Origin of the sequence: Clostridium thermosuccinogenes, from assembly GCF_002896855.1 — a bacterium.
GTDB lineage: Bacteria > Bacillota > Clostridia > Acetivibrionales > DSM-5807 > Pseudoclostridium > Pseudoclostridium thermosuccinogenes.
The window spans coordinates 3,772,515-3,788,591 of record NZ_CP021850.1 but is presented as its reverse complement, the minus strand read 5'-3'; the positions used below and the strand labels follow the sequence as shown (position 1 = coordinate 3,788,591).

Below are 16,077 nucleotides of genomic sequence, written 5' to 3'. Positions count from 1 at the left end.
GCCGCCCTGCTATTTTACTATCATAAAATATCTATTACAAACTCTGCTTCAAAGAAGCGAGATGCTCCTTCAAATTGCTTATTGACTTCATTACGCTTTCCTTGGCAGGTCCTCCGGGCAGCTTTCTTTCGGAAACACATTTTTCAAGGCAGATTTCATTATATACGTCTTCTTCAATTATGCCCGAGAAATTCTTAAATTCCTCCAACGACAGTTCTTCAATGGCTTTGTTATTGTTTATGCAGTAAAGTACCATTTTACCTATAATGGCATGGGCGTCCCTGAAAGGGATGCCTTTCTTGACGAGATAATCAGCCATGTCGGTGGCGTTGGTGAAACCGCCCTGGGCAGCCTTATACATGTTTTCCTTTCTGATTTTCATGGTGGCTATCATTCTTGTGAATACCGGAATACACATCTTTACAGTATCCACGGAATCAAATATGGCTTCCTTGTCCTCCTGCATATCCTTGTTATAGGCAAGGGGCAGGGATTTCATGACTGTCAGGAGAGCCATAAGGTTTCCATAAACCCTTCCCGATTTGCCCCTCACCAGTTCGGCAACATCAGGGTTCTTTTTCTGAGGCATGATGCTGCTCCCGGTGCTGTAAGCATCGTCCATCTCTATGAAGCTGAATTCATGGGAAGACCATAATATAAGCTCTTCGCTGAATCTGCTGAGATGCATCATAATAATGGAAAGACATGATGCCAGTTCTATCGCAAAATCCCTGTCGCTTACGCCATCAAGGCTGTTTTCCGTTATTCCGGCAAAACCAAGCTCCTCAGCTACCATATACCTGTCAAGGGGATAGGTGGTACCCGCCAGTGCCCCGGAACCAAGGGGCATCACATTTGTCCTTTTGAAGCAGTCTTCCAGCCGCTCTATGTCCCTTTTGAACATCTGGCAGTAAGCCATTATATGGTGGGCAAAGGTGATGGGCTGCGCCTTTTGAAGATGGGTATAGCCGGGCAGTATGGTATCCAGGTTGTCCTCTGCCTTTTCCAGCAGCACTTTTTCCAGGGAAATAAGCATGTCCCGGATATTATTGATTTCATCCTTTAGATACATGCGGATGTCCAGGGCCACCTGGTCATTCCGGCTTCTACCCGTATGCAGTCTTTTACCCACATCGCCTATCCTTGATATGAGGATTTTTTCTACATTCATATGGATGTCTTCCGCATCCACCTCAAATTCCACCAGGCCTTTTTCGATATCGTCAAGGATTTCAGCCAGGGTTTTCTGAATGAGTTTCGCATCGGCTTCAGAAATGATGCCGCATTTTCCAAGCATCCTGGCGTGGGCCATGCTGCCTCGAATGTCCTGCTTATACATCCTGCAATCGAATCTTATGGATGAATTAAAGTCATCCACCGACCTGTCGGTGTTTTTTTGAAATCTTCCGCCCCAAAGTTTCACACAATCATCTCCAGCCAGTTCATATTTATGGGGACAGTTCGCTGCCTTAAAGCTTGGGCTTTTGCGAAATGTCCCCGGTATAGTTTGATGTTTTTTGATGTTTATATTTTATTTTTTACTTATTATTTTTATTTTTCTCCTTCATCAATGCCTGGACCTTCATAGGCAGACCGAAGAGGTTTATGAAGCCTTCCGCATCCTTTTGATTGTAGACCGCATCCCTGCCGAAGGTAGAAAGCTCTTCACTGTAAAGGGAGTAGTCGGATTTTGCTCCGGCCGGCATGCAATTGCCTTTGTAAAGCTTCATGCGGACCGTTCCGGTGACAGTCTGCTGTGTGACATCCACAAAGGCTGATATTGCTTCCCTCAAAGGTGTATACCACTGTCCGTAATACACGAGCTCCGCAAATCTCTGGGCTACGATATCCTTGTAGTGAAGCGTATCCCTGTCAAGGCAGAGGAGCTCCAGTTCCCTGTGGGCGGCATAAAGGACTGTTCCGCCGGGAGTCTCATATACTCCTCTTGACTTCATGCCCACCAGACGGTTCTCAACCATATCGGCGATACCTACGCCGTTTTCTCCCGCAATTTTGTTAAGAACTTCAATTAATTCTACAGGGCCGTATTCAACGCCATTCACCTTTTTGGGTATGCCCTTTTCAAAATATATCTCCACATAGGTGGGTTTATCCGGGGCTTTTTCGGGAGGAACCATGAGTTTAAGAAGCTTGTCATACTGAGGCTCATTCCAGGGGTCCTCCAGGTCCTGTCCTTCATGGCTCAAATGCCACAGGTTCCTGTCCATGCTGTAGTTTTCCTTTTTAGTAACCGGGACAGGTATGTTTCTTTCCATTGCATAATCAATTTCGTCTTCCCTCGACTTGATATCCCAGATCCTCCATGGAGCTATTATTTTCAGGTGGGGGGCAAGGGCTTTGACCGTAAGCTCAAATCTTACCTGGTCATTTCCTTTTCCGGTAGCGCCATGGGCAATAGCCGTAGCACCTTCCTTTTCGGCGATTTCTACCATTCTCTTGGCGATTAACGGTCTTGCAAAGGATGTTCCGAGAAGGTATTTTCCTTCATATATCGCACCGGCTTTTAGCGTCGGGAATATGAAATCGGTCACAAATTCTTCCCTCAAATCCTCTATGTAAATTTTGCTCGCTCCGGTCTTTATCGCTTTCTCATTCAGATGATCCAGCTCTTCCTTCTGGCCTACATCGGCAGCCATGGCTATGACCTCGTAATCATAGTTTTCCTTAAGCCATGGTATTATTATTGATGTATCCAAGCCTCCTGAGTAGGCAAGTATTACTTTTTCTTTCTGACTCATACAATTACCTCCTTAAATATGTTAAAATGTAACTTAGCAATCTATCTATACAGACAGCGAAGCTATCATTGCAGTGCATATAGGAGCAGCAAAGCTGCTGATGCAAATTTGCCTCTTTGGCTGTAAAGCTTTAAGTGCAAACCTGCAAATCTGGCGCTGACTGATATGGCAATTCGCACTGGTTTAGATATCATTGCGTATTAATATATTGTTTATTATTATACATTAATATGCATAAATATGCGACCCTTGCATTGCACCTGCCACGAATAAAGCAAACCGGGCATGGCAAAGCCACATGGGCAAAATTCCGGCAAAATCTCGACAATATTTGCCGGAGTACAGAATTATAGTACCATGTTTCACAAAGGTTAACAATTAGCAGTTTCAGAAGAAATCAAAGCACAGCTGCCTTGTTGCCTTTATGTTTGATACCGCAGGCGGAGTATGGCTGCTGAGTTCCTTAATCTGTTCCTGAATAATAAGGTAAATCCGATGGTAGGGGTAGATTGATCAGAGCTTTGTCCGATAAGGCATGGACGCTAAAACAAGCACCGGAGGCGCAGTGGTGCGGGTCTTGCAGCAGGGGATTGTTTTGACGGAGGAGTTTTATGATCATCATGGGTATTGACCCTGGATTTGCTATAACCGGGTATGGTATAGTAAAATATGAGGGGAACAAATTTTCGGTAATTGATTATGGCGCGGTGACAACTGAGGCTTCCATGGAACTGCCCAACCGGCTGGTTTGCTTATATGACAGGCTCCAGGAGCTGATTAAGACCTTCAATCCGGATGCTGTGGCGATTGAGGAATTGTTTTTCAACAAGAATATCAAGACGGCGCTGGCTGTAGGCCATGGAAGGGGAGTGGCAGTTCTTTCGGCAGCAAAGGCCGGTGTGAGTGTTTTTGAATACACGCCGCTGCAGGTAAAGCAGTCGGTGGTGGGCTACGGCAGGGCTGAAAAGGCTCAGATTCAGCAAATGGTTAAAATTATCCTGAACCTGCCCAGTATACCAAAGCCTGATGACGTTGCAGACGCCTTGGCTGTTGCCATCTGTCATGGCCATTCCTACAGGATGAACGCTTATTTGAACAGGAGGTAAGCATGATTGCGTACATAAAAGGAAAAATTGCCTATAAGCACAATGAATATATAATAGTTGAAACCAACGGGATCGGATATAAAATATTCACATCCCTTTCCTCCGTTCAGGCGATGGGGCCGGTGGGGGATGAAGTCAAGATGTATACATATCTGTATGTCAGAGAGGATATCATGAGCCTTTATGGGTTTTGTACGCAGGAAGAGCTCAGCATGTTTGAACTGCTGATTTCAGTTTCGGGAGTGGGGCCGAAAGCCGCTGTTTCCCTGTTATCATCCATCACGCCGTCCAAATTCAGCCTGGCGGTAATCACCGACGATGCCAAGACCCTGACAAAGGCTCAGGGCGTAGGCAGCAAAATGGCTCAAAGGATAATATTGGAGCTTAAAGACAAGATAAAGAAGGAGCAGCTGGTGGCTACCGAAAAACTTAAGGAGGAGAGTGTGCCGGCGGATGGTGAGAATACCAGGATACCTGAGGCCATAAGCGCGTTAATGGTTCTGGGATATACCCCCATTGAAGCGAGCAGGGCCGTATCTGCGGTGTATTCCGATGATATGGATCTGGAATCGATTATAAAAAATGCCCTGAAAGGGCTTGCGCGATAGTTGGAAAGTGCTTTTGACTATTGATGTTGGAAGACAAGATGGAAATATATACGGGGAGACTCTGCGGGAAGCTTGGCCTTTTACTCAGCAGTGTGCCCCGAACTTTTGGTGACCGGAGGTTATGTATGGAAGAAGAAAGACTTGTGGGATGCGAAATCAAACAGGAGGATTATGACGAAGCCAGCCTCAGGCCTAGAAAATTCAGTGAGTATATCGGACAAGCAAAAGTAAAGGAAAACCTTTCGATATTTATAGAGGCGGCAAAACAGCGCAAGGAGGCTTTGGACCATGTGCTGCTTTACGGACCGCCCGGCCTGGGAAAAACTACTTTAGCCGGGATAATAGCTTCCGAATTGGGAGTGAATTTGAGAGTCACGTCAGGGCCTGCCATAGAAAAGCCCGGGGACTTGGCAGCATTGTTGACCAACCTTGGAAATTACGATGTGCTTTTTATCGATGAGATCCACCGCCTTAACAGAAGTGTCGAGGAAATTCTTTATCCTGCCATGGAGGATTATGCCCTGGATATTATTATAGGAAAAGGCCCGAGCGCTCGTTCCATAAGGCTGGATCTGCCGAAATTCACTTTGGTGGGGGCCACCACAAGGGCAGGGCTGCTTACATCTCCCTTGAGGGACAGGTTTGGTGTCATCAACAGGCTTGAAATATATAATACGGAGGAGCTGAAGCAGATTGTAAAAAGGTCGGCCGGCATACTTAATATAGGGATAGATGAGGAAGGCGCTGAAGAAATCGCCCGACGGGCGAGGGGAACGCCCAGGATAGCAAACCGGCTTTTAAAGAGGGTGAGGGATTTTGCACAGATAAAAGCCGAGGGGTTTATTGACGGCAAAGTGGCAAAAATGTCGCTGGATGCGTTGGAGGTAGACAGGATAGGCCTGGACGGCGTAGACAGGAAAATGCTCATGACAATAATAGACAAGTTTGCCGGAGGACCGGTAGGGCTGGATACCCTTGCCGCATCGATAGGGGAGGAGGCCAACACCATTGAAGATGTGTATGAACCCTATCTCCTCCAGTTGGGATTCATCAACAAAACTCCAAGGGGAAGGATGGCTACGAAGCTAGCTTATGAGCATTTTGGGCTCAGATATGAATAACACCTCAATGTTACAATTTAATTAAAGTTTTATTTTAGTTAATTTAAAATTGGCAAATATGTCGAAAAATATGGTAATATAAACATGTTGAGGATATTTCCGGTCCATTTGACAACTAACTATTCAAAAGATAAAATGACGAGGTGTTTTCATGAAAAAGCTTGCAATATCTATCTTGGCATCAATTACACTAATCTCTTCCACAATTAATACTGTAGCACATGCAAAGCTCGTGGCTGTCTTACCTCCTGCTTTAGGAGCTACCGTTAGCGGTGAGCTGAAAAATGTTGAATGTTCCACAAACGGCAGCCAGGACGTAATCAAGATTAATGTCAGCAAGCTTAAGGATTATAATGTTTTCTACCTGCCCAACCCCGACAGGGTTGTGATTGATATTCCCAAAGCAAAAGCGCCTGCCACACAGAATAAAATCGATGTTGGAGGCAGGTATGCATCATCGGTAAGGTATGCGCAGTTTAACGAGGATACAGCCAGGGTAGTGGTTGATCTGAAGGAAATGACTCAGTACTTTGTCAGGAAGGAATCGGGAATGTTGGTTCTTTATTTAACCAAACCCATTGTAGACAATGTCATTTATTACAATGACGACGATGGGGGAAATCTGGTGCTGGATGGAATAAAGCTTTTTGGCGGGGATAACGGGTCAGAAAAGCTCTTCACGGAAACTTTTGATTCCAACGGCAAAAAGTACACCATTGCTTTTCCCAACACCCTGGGAGAAGTGAAAAGCAAAATAGTGAGCATCAATGATGGCTATATCAATATGATCCGTATTTATAACAGCAAGTCTGCGGGAAAAACCACCATGACGATATACGCCAAAGAAAATTTTACATATGAAGTCATCCATGATGACAAATTGGGAAGTTCCGTCGTTTCATTCCGCAAGGAACCTTCCCCGGATGAAGGTGATGGAAAACAGGAAACCGAGGAGCCTAAAGATGATAAGCCGGAAACAGAGAATCCTGAACCCAAAAAGCTGGATGTCAAATATTCCGCAATTTCAAATGGGGACAGGGTTGCGTTGACTGTCGGCAGCTATGAAGGGTACAATGTTTTCAGGCTTACCGACCCTGACAGAATAGTGATTGATATACCGAACGCTTCGGTGCCTGAAAAGCAGGGAACCATAAAGGTGGACAGCGGAAGGATAAGCACGGTGAGATATGCCCAGCATAACAGCAGCACAGCCAGGGTTGTGATTGATACAAAAGGCTTGCCCCACTACAGCATAGCCGAGAAAGACGGGCAGTTGATCATTGATGTGCAAAGTCCCACATATAAAAATTTGGTTTACCACAACAGCGGAGACCGGGTATATTTTTCGCTGAAAGGCGCAAAGCTTACCGAGGGAGGAGCGGACCTCAAGAAATTCTATACCGGAAAGTATGACTCTTCCGGGCAGAAGTACACCATAACGTTCAGAAGCAATCTGGCGAATATAGGAACCGGCACATTGGAAATAAATGACAGCTATCTGAAATCGATAGAGATCAGCACTGATGAAAAAAGCAAGAATACCAGCATTACCTTTAATGCAAAGGACAAATTCGTATACGAGATTATCACCCGTGCTGATGTTAATGATACTGCGATAACGGTATTAAAGCCGTACTCTGCCAAGGACAAGCTGGTGGTGATAGATGCAGGGCACGGAGGCAGCGAGTCAGGAGCGACGAGTGCAGGTGTCAAGGAGAAAGACCTGAATCTGGATATTGCCATGAGGCTGAATTCCTTACTTAAAAGCAAAGGTGTAAATACATATATGCTAAGGGAGGATGACAGCTATGTAGGGCTGTATGAGAGGGCATACATAGCCAACAGCCTGAATGCTACACTGTTCCTGAGTATACATAACAACGCTTTCAATAATAAGGAAACGGGAACCGAAACCCTTTATCATCCCAACAGTGCAAAGAGCAAGAAGTTTGCTCAGATAATTCAGAATGAGCTTATAAGCACTCTTAAAACTAAAGACAGAAAGCTTAAGGAAAGACCCGGACTGGTGGTATTGAAAGCAACCAAGATGCCTGCTGCATTGGCTGAGATAGCTTTCGTGGATAGTGCTGAGGACAGAAAGAAACTTCTGGACGAAAACTTCAGGCAGAAGGCCGCAGAAGCCCTGTGCAGAGCTATAATCAAAGCTTTGGAGGATTATTGATGTATATAAGCCTGTTGTGACCCGAAATCTCCAGAGGCTTTGTCCTGTAATTTATGCCGGGAGATGCCGGTACAACAAGTTAAAATATATAAAAAAAACGGTAGATTTTATATAATCTACTGGTTTTTTTTACCCCATGCTTATGGTAACATAGCATTAACAGTGGGAAATAATATACACCTTCATATTTTGTCTATAATAACAGTATAGGAAAATTATTACTGTTAGGAGGAAAATATGAAGAGGAGTTTATGTTTACTACTGGTAGCAGCCATTGTCCTTTTAACCGGATGCGCATTGCCGGTGGAGGGCAATCCCAGAGGTGCAGAAGATACTTCTGTCCAAGGTAATATGGTAGATGTTGAAGAAGGTGACGTGAGCGACCAGGGAAAGGTAAGTTACGATAATAAACCTGTTGAGACTGATGAACCTGATGAGCCTGAAAAGCCGGAAAAACCGACAATGCAGGTGAATATATACTATCAGGATGCAGATGGTTACATAATACCGGTAACCAGGAGGATAAGCAAACAGGAAGGAATCGCAAGAGCAGCAATTAACAGTTTGATTGACAATTCCATCAATCGGGAGGAAATAGATTATTACGGGTTATATCCTGTACTGCCGAAAGGTACCAGGATACTGGGATTGACAATCCGGGAAGGTACGGCAATCATCGATTTCAGCGGTGAGCTTCTGGATTATGACAGCGAGAAGGCAGAAAAATGCATAATTTCATCCATAGTTTACACGCTGACGGAATTTAGCACCGTGCAAAGGGTTAGAATCCTGGTGAATGGCAGCCGAAAGGACAGGTTGAAATTCGGCACAGATATATCTGAAGATTTGGACAGACAGAATATATTGATTAATTCCGAAAAAATAAATGTGGAACAGGGTATGGCCAAGTATGATGTTTACCTTTTTAAAGCTGCAAATGACAGGTTTTCATACATATTGCCGGTATCTGCCGAGGCTTCCGGTATCGATGCTGATGCCATTGCGGCAAGGATCATATCCGACCTGGGCAAAAAGCCTGCCGGAGGGGTTCTGTTTTCGGAACTCCCTGAGGGAACAGAGCTTATCGGAAGCGATATCAAGGATGATATGATTGTTCTTGATATCAGTAAGGAAATAATGAACTATGGAGGTAATGCGAGGGAAGAAGGCATTTTGAGGCAAATCCTCTACTCCATGGCTCAGATAGAGGGAGTTAAAAAGGTAAAAATACTGGTAGGCGGAAAGGCAACCAACCTCCCGGAGGGTACGGATCTTACGGAAAGCATGTCAATTCCTTCCGTGATAAATGATTATATAGATAAATGATTCTTGCAGATGGCGAATTGAAAGGTAGGAAGCAAATTGAGAATTGACGGCAGAGATAACGCGCAGTTGAGAGACGTCAGGATAACACGGAATTACACGAAATATGCGGAGGGGTCCGTCCTGATAGAGATGGGGGATACGAAAGTAATATGTACAGCTACGGTGGATGACAAGGTACCTCCATTTAAAAAAGGCAGCGGGGAAGGGTGGATAACTGCCGAGTACTCCATGCTGCCCAGGGCAACTAAAGTTAGAAATCCCAGGGATATCAGCAAGTTGAAAATTAATGGCCGGGCACAGGAAATTCAGAGGCTGATAGGAAGGTCTTTGAGGTCTGTTGTGAATTTTAGTGCGCTGGGTGAGAGGGAGATACTGATAGACTGTGATGTAATACAAGCCGACGGCGGCACAAGGACAGCTTCTATTACAGGTGCTTTTGTAGCCCTTGTGGATGCATGCAAGGTGTTGATAGACAGCGGGATAATCGAAAAAATGCCTGTAACTGATTTTGTTGCGGCAGTAAGCGTTGGGGTAGTAGACGGCTGTGAGATGCTGGATTTGTGCTATGCAGAAGACTCCAATGCTCTTGTGGATATGAATGTTGTAATGTCAGGTAATGGTCAATTTGTTGAGATACAAGCAACAGGAGAACAAGCGACCTTCGGCAGGCAGCAGTTGGATAAGCTTTTGGAATTGGCCGAGGGTGGTATAAATACCTTAATCAAACTTCAGAAGGAAGCTCTCGGCTCCTTAGCAGACGAAGTTGGGAGAATTAGCAAGGATGAGAAAATTCTTAGTAGCGACGAAGAATAAAGGCAAACTTAAAGAAATTGAGGAAATACTGGCAGGGCTGCCCTTTGAGGTTGTTTCCATGGAACAGGCAGGTATTGATAAAGACATTGAGGAATATGGCACCACATTTGAGGAAAATGCCATGATTAAGGCAAAGGAGCTTCACCGTCTGACAGGTGAAATGGTCATGGCGGATGATTCAGGGCTTGAAGTTGATTATTTGAATGGTGCACCGGGTATATACTCGGCGCGTTTTGCCGGGGAAGGTGCTACTGATGAAGATAAAAACAAAAAGCTTTTAGAACTTCTGGAAGGAGTGCCCTTCGAAAAGAGGTCAGCGAGGTTTGTATGTGTTATAGCCGTCGTTTTCCCCGACGGAAGAAGCTTCACCGTAAAGGGAACCTGCGACGGATATATAGGTTTCGTGCCTCAAGGTACCAATGGTTTTGGTTACGATCCTCTATTTTTCCTGCCTGAATACAATATGACGACAGCCCAATTGGACCCGGATGAAAAAAATAAAATTAGCCACAGGGGAAAAGCCCTGAAAGCTATGGTCGAGAAACTTAAAAAATATGAGAATTTCACGTAGCAATGCGATACGGCAATTGATTAGGAGAAGTTGTAAACTATGAAGATATTAGTATTTAGCGATACACACGGCGAAACGGACCGGGCGGAAGACGTAATAAGAAACAGCAATGGTATAGATCTGGTAATACATCTTGGTGATTACTTCAGGGATGCTCAGAAGCTTTCTAATATGTTTCCGCAGATTCCCTTCGAATATGTTTATGGGAATAGTGATTTCATGATAGGCAGCGTAGCGGCGGAAAAGATTCTGGAATATTGCGGCAAGAGAATCCTCATCACCCATGGCCACAGATATTCGGTCAACTGGGATTACAGCAAGCTTTATAAAAAGGCGGAGGATACAAAGGTTGATATGATTTTATTCGGGCATACTCATATCGCCCATATTGAGGACAGAGGAAGCTGCATACTGCTTAACCCGGGAAGCATAAGCGACCCCAGGGATGACAGCAGGGAGTCCTATGCAATAATAACGCTGGATGAGAACAGCATCCAGCCTGTCATATGCACCTATAAAAGATTTATGGTAAAGACAGCTGCCAAATAATTGGGATATATAGATTCTTATCCTTTTCAGAAATGGATTTGCAGTATGCCGGCAGCCAAAGGATAACATTGAATAGGCCCTTAGCCACACGGAGAAAGGGAGAATACAAGGGAAGCCGGCAAAACTGCCGTTTTTAAAAAGGACAGCTTTACCTTCCGGAAAGAAGCAACGCCGGAAGGTCCTTGCATATGAAAGCATTTGCTTATGGCTATAGTGCTTTACCCTGAGATGAAAGAAAATGTATAATAAAAAATATAAATAACCATAAAATAATTGTTGACAAGACGGTAGTTAGTCTGTATAATATTTAAAGTCGGCAGTTGATACTGATAACCGATGAGTAGGCTTAAACAAGCCGTTTGCGGGTGTAGTTCAATGGTAGAACATCAGCCTTCCAAGCTGATTGTGAGGGTTCGATTCCCTTCACCCGCTCCACAATCCAATATGTGCCTGTAGCTCAGCTGGATAGAGCAACGGACTTCTAATCCGTAGGTCGGGGGTTCGAATCCCTCTAGGCACGCCAAATTTGAAAAACAGGAGATTGATTTTATCAATCTCCTTTATTGTTTTTAATTCAACTCCATTTCAGATTTTTTTTACCTTTTAATATTTCTTTTTCTATTTATCTTACAGCAGATTATTTTTGAAATGGTTCCAAAGAGACGCCTTAGACATTACTTTCAGATTAACTATGTAGTTTTGATTACTTAATAATTTATTTTTTGTTTTTCTTGACTATTGAAAAATTATGTACTACAATGACAATGGGAAAAATTTTTGTGTTAATACATGATATGATGCAAGAGGAGAATAAAAAGACATTAAGGAGCTGAATTGCAGACTAGCTAACATTTTCCAGGTATTTATGGTGTTGTACCGGTTAGTGCATTCACCATCAGAAGATTGCCTAAGGAAATCCGAATTGTCTTTCCTTGCAGGTGCAAGGCTCCTCAGGTATGGATGTTGCAAAATAGCTTTTACAAGAACTGCTGTTTTGCAGATAAAGTATCTGGTTGTCCTTGTTCCGGTTTTTCATACAGCCCGATATAAAAGCATCACCTCTGACCCGGGAGGCATTGTAACAGGCTTTCTGCCTTTCCAAATTGCGAATTTCAGCTATCAAGTTTTCGGGGCGACGCTTTAAGTCATTGTTTCCAGTTTTGTTATAATCCGGGAACAATGGCTATATTGATGCTGAGTTTAGCATGTAAAGACATAAGTGCTCTTAGCGGCAGCTTATGATGGCGTGCATATAAAAAGCGCAACACGTTCAAATCACAACATCACCCACGTACTTAACACCATGAATATTGGATTATGTTGATTAATGTCTTGATATTTTTCTCTGCAGATATCAGCATAAAAAAATGTAGAGGGGCGAAAAATATGGACATTTCAACAGCACTAATTCTAGCAATAGTGGTCTCACTGTTATCCTTCGGAGTAGCTGCGTACTTTTACATATGGGTAAAGAAGCAGCCTTCCTCCAACAAAACGGTCCACATGGTTGGTGAACTTATCCAAAAGGGAGCCAGCACATTTCTTAGGCGTGAATATGCCCTGTTAGCACGTTTTGCAGGCGTAATAGCTATTTTAATTTTGCTGTTCTTGCCTCAGCCTATTTGGTCGGGTGATTTTAAAGACAATATCGCCATGGCTGTATCCTATATATTTGGTACGGCCCTTTCCGCATTAGCCGGAAAAATAGGAATTACAATTGCCACTATTGCCAATATGAAAGCAGCCGAAGCTGCGACAAAAGGCATCAAGCCTTCATTTCTCGCCGGTTTTCGTGGCGGTGCGGTCATGGGTATGGCTGTTGTAGGCTCAAGTCTTTTAGGAGTATCTTTAGTGTATGCCATTACAAGGGATGCAAGCGCAATGCTAGGTTTCAGCTTTGGAGCATCCAGCCTTGCACTTTTTGCGAAAGCAGGTGGTGGAATCTACACCAAAACTGCCGACGTAAGTGCCGATTTGGTTGGTAAGGTTGAACTCGGCATACCCGAGGATGACCCGAGAAACCCTGCTGTTATTGCCGACAATGTCGGGGATAATGTCGGTGACGTTGCAGGCATGGGAGCAGATTTGTTCGACTCCAACGTTGCATCTATGGTTGCGGCTCTGGTTATGGCAATTACACTGGACAAAGGAGCCGGAAATTTCACCATGATGGTATTTGTTTACGCAGCTCTTGGACTGCTTGCTTCCAGCATTGGTGTTATCACAGCCCGAATGGGTAAAAGCGGTGATCCCTCAAATGCGCTGAATATGAGCACTTATGTTACCACTGCTCTTTATGCCGGCGCTACTGCGTTAGTCACATGGATTTTCAAATTTGAGTGGAGAATTTGGGGAGCCATGATTGCAGGTCTTTTGGTTGGAACTATAATAGGTATAGCCAGCGACTATTTCACCAATGACAATAAGAAACCTGTCCATTATGTCGCTAAAGCCTCTGAATCCGGACCGGCATTCACAATTTTGTCGGGCGTTTCCTACGGCTTCTTAAGCGTTTTACCTGCCCTGGCAGGCATTGCAGTTTCCGCTCTTGTAGCTTATAACCTTACTGCTCAGTTAAATCCCGGCAATCCGGTTTACGGAATGTTCGGCATATCTATGGCAGCAGTCGGTATGCTCTCCATCGTAGGTATGATAATTTCCAACGATGCTTACGGACCGATCGTTGATAATGCAAGAGGACTTGTTGAAATGGGCAATCTGGGCGATAAAGCTCTGGAAATTACGGACTCTCTGGATAGCGCGGGTAACACGGTTAAGGCAGTTACCAAAGGTTTTGCCATCGGTGCGGCAGGACTGACTATTATTGCATTACTCGGTACTTTTATGAGTGAGGTTAATGTTGCAGCTAGTGAACGTGGACTTGCCGGAATTGAGAATTTCGATATATTGAATCCTACCGTATTCTTCGGATTGCTGGTGGGTGCAGCAATTCCTGCGGTATTCTCTGCCATGCTCATGCTTGGCGTTGACCGTAACGCTCAGCGTATGGTGGGAGAAATTCATAGGCAGTTCAATGAGATTCCGGGTCTTAAAGAAGGTAAGGAAGACGCTATGCCGGAATATGACAAGTGCATTGACATAGCAACGACCGGCGCATTGAAGGAACTCATTCCTGCAGGCCTTATGGCAATCGCTGCTACTATTGTAGTGGGTTTTGTCGGAGGCGTGAATGCGGTGGGCGGCTTCCTGGCAGGAAATATCATCAGTGGCTTGCTGCTGGCATTGTTCATGTCCAACTCCGGAGGCTTATGGGATAATGCCAAGAAGTATGTAGAAGCCGGCAACCACGGAGGAAAAGGGTCTAATGCTCATAAATCCGCTGTAGTCGGTGACACAGTAGGCGATCCGTTTAAAGATACCGCAGGACCTTCCATCAATACACAGGTTACAGTTGTATCCTTGGTATCCTCCATTATGGCTACGCTGTTCCTGACAATTAAAATATTCGGTTGATGCAACCCGGTGTCGACAATATATAGTTATCGTTCGATCCTTTGCGCAGGAGATGTGAGATGGCATCTCCTGCGTTTTATATTGTGAACGACAACGGCTTGCCTGATGCTGCGGTTTGTCCGGAAAGCTCGGCGGCATTTTCATATACTCTGCCGGTAATAGAAGGAATTTCCAATGGCATATTGAAATTATATCTATATATATAAAACAGTAAAGGGGAGATGTGGAATGGAGGATAAGTTAAATGTCGGGTTGATCGGTTACAAATTCATGGGCAAGGCTCACAGCAACGCTTTTCAGCGTATAGGGATGTTTTTCGAGCCGAGCAGAAAGATTGTCATGAAAGCTATTTGCGGAAGAAACGAATCCTGGGTGAGGGAATCGGCTCAAAAATATGGATGGGAAGGATATGAGACTTCCTGGGAAAAGCTTGTCCGTCGGGATGATATCGATATGGTGGATATTACCACTCCCAGTAATTTTCATAAGGAAATTGCCATTGCTGCGGCTGAAAATGGAAAGCATGTTTTTTGTGAGAAACCTCTGGCCTTAAACCTGAAAGATGCGAGAGAGATGCTGAAAGCGGCTGAAAAGAACAACATCAAGCATCAGATTGGTTTCAATTACAGGTTTATACCGGCCATACAACTGGCAAAAAAGCTCATCGATAAGGGGAAAATCGGTAAAATCTATCATTTCAGAGGAACGTATCTTCAGGACTTCATCGTTGACCCCCTATTTCCCCTGGTATGGAGGCTGGATAAAGAAGTGGCCGGTTCCGGGTCCCTGGGAGATCTGGGAGCCCATATCATCGATGTGGCGAGGTTTTTAGTAGGGGAATTTGATAGAGTAATAGGCATAAATAAAACCTTTATTAAAGAAAGACCTCTGGTGGAAAGGATGACGGGCTTAAGTGGAAAAGCCCAATCGGATGCTCCCATGGGAGAAGTAACGGTGGATGATGCCACCATCTTTTTGGCGGAGTTTAAGAATGGGGCCTTGGGATCAATTGAAGCCACCAGGTTTGCCAATGGTCATAAAAATGCCATGTCCTTCGAAATCAATGGCAGCAAGGGCAGCATTAAGTTTGAGTTTGAACGTATGAATGAGCTTCAGTATTTCTCTTCGGAGGACGAGGAAGGAGTACAGGGCTTCAGACTCATTCAGGCTACGGAAGGAATACATCCGTATATGCAGGCATGGTGGCCGGCAGGGCATGTAATTGGGTATGAGCATACGTTTGTGCATGAATTGTATGAGTTTACGGAGGCCATAGCAAAGGATAGGCATCCTGAGCCTGACTTCAATGATGGGGTGAAGTGCTCTCAGGTTCTGGAAGCTGTGGACTTGTCCATCGAAGAAAGACAATGGGTTGAGGTGGACAGCTTATAAGGATTTGGGTGCTGGTACAGCTTCTCCCAATCAATAAAATTAAGTTTCTGATAACAGCAAAATTCAATTTTAAGAAGATGCAATATGTATTATAATAATTAAAGTGGTTTTACTTAAGTGTAGATAAGAATTATAAAATCTGTCTATGTGAATAAATAACTGACAGAAGGGATTTT

At 44.3% G+C, this 16,077-nt stretch carries 14 protein-coding genes and 2 tRNA genes; 13 read left to right on the top strand and 3 right to left on the bottom strand.

What is annotated here, in order from left to right; translation table 11 throughout:
* Positions 1-34: 34 nt before the first annotated feature.
* Both argH and CDO33_RS16665 read right to left on the bottom strand, forming a co-directional pair.
* A complete protein-coding gene (gene argH, locus CDO33_RS16670; protein WP_103079770.1) occupies positions 35-1,423 on the bottom strand; it encodes an argininosuccinate lyase in 1,389 nt (462 codons plus the stop codon).
* Between the two features lie 115 nt (positions 1,424-1,538).
* Positions 1,539-2,759: an argininosuccinate synthase gene (locus CDO33_RS16665; protein WP_103079769.1), complete on the bottom strand. Its 1,221-nt coding sequence runs from the start codon at positions 2,757-2,759 to the stop codon at positions 1,539-1,541.
* Positions 2,760-3,370: 611 nt separating this feature from the next.
* Here CDO33_RS16665 and ruvC point away from each other — a divergent pair.
* From ruvC to CDO33_RS16615, 10 genes are all read left to right on the top strand, one after another.
* Complete coding sequence (gene ruvC / locus CDO33_RS16660; protein WP_103079768.1) at positions 3,371-3,865, top strand: crossover junction endodeoxyribonuclease RuvC; 495 nt, start codon at positions 3,371-3,373, stop codon at positions 3,863-3,865.
* Positions 3,866-3,867: 2 nt separating this feature from the next.
* Positions 3,868-4,473 carry a Holliday junction branch migration protein RuvA gene (gene ruvA, locus CDO33_RS16655; RefSeq protein ID WP_103079767.1) on the top strand — a complete coding sequence of 202 codons (606 nt, stop codon included), beginning with the start codon at positions 3,868-3,870 and terminating at the stop codon, positions 4,471-4,473.
* 125 nt (positions 4,474-4,598) lie between these two features.
* Entirely contained in the window at positions 4,599-5,594 is a 996-nt protein-coding gene (gene ruvB / locus CDO33_RS16650; protein WP_103079766.1) for a Holliday junction branch migration DNA helicase RuvB, read from the top strand.
* Positions 5,595-5,745: 151 nt separating this feature from the next.
* Complete coding sequence (locus CDO33_RS16645; RefSeq protein WP_103079765.1) at positions 5,746-7,776, top strand: N-acetylmuramoyl-L-alanine amidase; 2,031 nt, start codon at positions 5,746-5,748, stop codon at positions 7,774-7,776.
* Between the two features lie 237 nt (positions 7,777-8,013).
* Positions 8,014-9,102, top strand: coding sequence for a GerMN domain-containing protein (locus CDO33_RS16640; protein ID WP_103079764.1), 1,089 nt, complete (start codon positions 8,014-8,016; stop codon positions 9,100-9,102).
* Positions 9,103-9,138: 36 nt separating this feature from the next.
* A complete protein-coding gene (gene rph / locus CDO33_RS16635) occupies positions 9,139-9,915 on the top strand; it encodes a ribonuclease PH (RefSeq protein WP_103079763.1) in 777 nt (258 codons plus the stop codon).
* A complete protein-coding gene (locus tag CDO33_RS16630; RefSeq protein WP_103079762.1) occupies positions 9,884-10,486 on the top strand; it encodes an XTP/dITP diphosphatase in 603 nt (200 codons plus the stop codon). Before rph ends, CDO33_RS16630 begins: the two co-directional genes overlap by 32 nt.
* A 39-nt stretch (positions 10,487-10,525) precedes the next feature.
* Positions 10,526-11,035: a metallophosphoesterase family protein gene (locus CDO33_RS16625; RefSeq protein WP_103079761.1), complete on the top strand. Its 510-nt coding sequence runs from the start codon at positions 10,526-10,528 to the stop codon at positions 11,033-11,035.
* Between the two features lie 361 nt (positions 11,036-11,396).
* A tRNA-Gly gene (locus CDO33_RS16620) sits at positions 11,397-11,470 on the top strand.
* A gap of 11 nt (positions 11,471-11,481) precedes the next feature.
* Positions 11,482-11,558 (top strand) — tRNA-Arg (locus tag CDO33_RS16615).
* Positions 11,559-11,942: 384 nt separating this feature from the next.
* Here CDO33_RS16615 and CDO33_RS20975 read toward each other — a convergent pair.
* Positions 11,943-12,158, bottom strand: a complete 216-nt coding sequence (locus tag CDO33_RS20975; protein WP_161496727.1) for a hypothetical protein — start codon at positions 12,156-12,158, stop codon at positions 11,943-11,945.
* A 263-nt stretch (positions 12,159-12,421) separates the two neighbouring features.
* Between CDO33_RS20975 and CDO33_RS16605 the strand changes: the two genes are divergently transcribed.
* From CDO33_RS16605 to CDO33_RS16600, 3 genes are read left to right on the top strand one after another with little or no spacing between them, the layout of a single operon-like run.
* Entirely contained in the window at positions 12,422-14,509 is a 2,088-nt protein-coding gene (locus CDO33_RS16605) for a sodium-translocating pyrophosphatase (protein WP_103079759.1), read from the top strand.
* Positions 14,510-14,568: 59 nt separating this feature from the next.
* Entirely contained in the window at positions 14,569-14,715 is a 147-nt protein-coding gene (locus CDO33_RS20970; protein WP_161496396.1) for a hypothetical protein, read from the top strand.
* A 22-nt stretch (positions 14,716-14,737) separates the two neighbouring features.
* Complete coding sequence (locus CDO33_RS16600) at positions 14,738-15,901, top strand: Gfo/Idh/MocA family protein (protein ID WP_103079758.1); 1,164 nt, start codon at positions 14,738-14,740, stop codon at positions 15,899-15,901.
* The last annotated feature ends 176 nt before the right edge of the window (positions 15,902-16,077 follow it).

Coding starts and splice junctions, on each gene's coding strand:
- CDO33_RS16645 (WP_103079765.1), top strand. CDS start 5,746: ATGAAAAAGCTTGCAATATCTATCTTGGCATCAATTACACTAATCTCT.
- CDO33_RS20970 (WP_161496396.1), top strand. CDS start 14,569: ATGGCATCTCCTGCGTTTTATATTGTGAACGACAACGGCTTGCCTGAT.
- ruvB (WP_103079766.1), top strand. CDS start 4,599: ATGGAAGAAGAAAGACTTGTGGGATGCGAAATCAAACAGGAGGATTAT.
- CDO33_RS16665 (WP_103079769.1), bottom strand. CDS start 2,759: ATGAGTCAGAAAGAAAAAGTAATACTTGCCTACTCAGGAGGCTTGGAT.
- CDO33_RS16605 (WP_103079759.1), top strand. CDS start 12,422: ATGGACATTTCAACAGCACTAATTCTAGCAATAGTGGTCTCACTGTTA.
- ruvA (WP_103079767.1), top strand. CDS start 3,868: ATGATTGCGTACATAAAAGGAAAAATTGCCTATAAGCACAATGAATAT.
- CDO33_RS16625 (WP_103079761.1), top strand. CDS start 10,526: ATGAAGATATTAGTATTTAGCGATACACACGGCGAAACGGACCGGGCG.
- ruvC (WP_103079768.1), top strand. CDS start 3,371: ATGATCATCATGGGTATTGACCCTGGATTTGCTATAACCGGGTATGGT.
- CDO33_RS16630 (WP_103079762.1), top strand. CDS start 9,884: ATGAGAAAATTCTTAGTAGCGACGAAGAATAAAGGCAAACTTAAAGAA.
- CDO33_RS16600 (WP_103079758.1), top strand. CDS start 14,738: ATGGAGGATAAGTTAAATGTCGGGTTGATCGGTTACAAATTCATGGGC.
- CDO33_RS16640 (WP_103079764.1), top strand. CDS start 8,014: ATGAAGAGGAGTTTATGTTTACTACTGGTAGCAGCCATTGTCCTTTTA.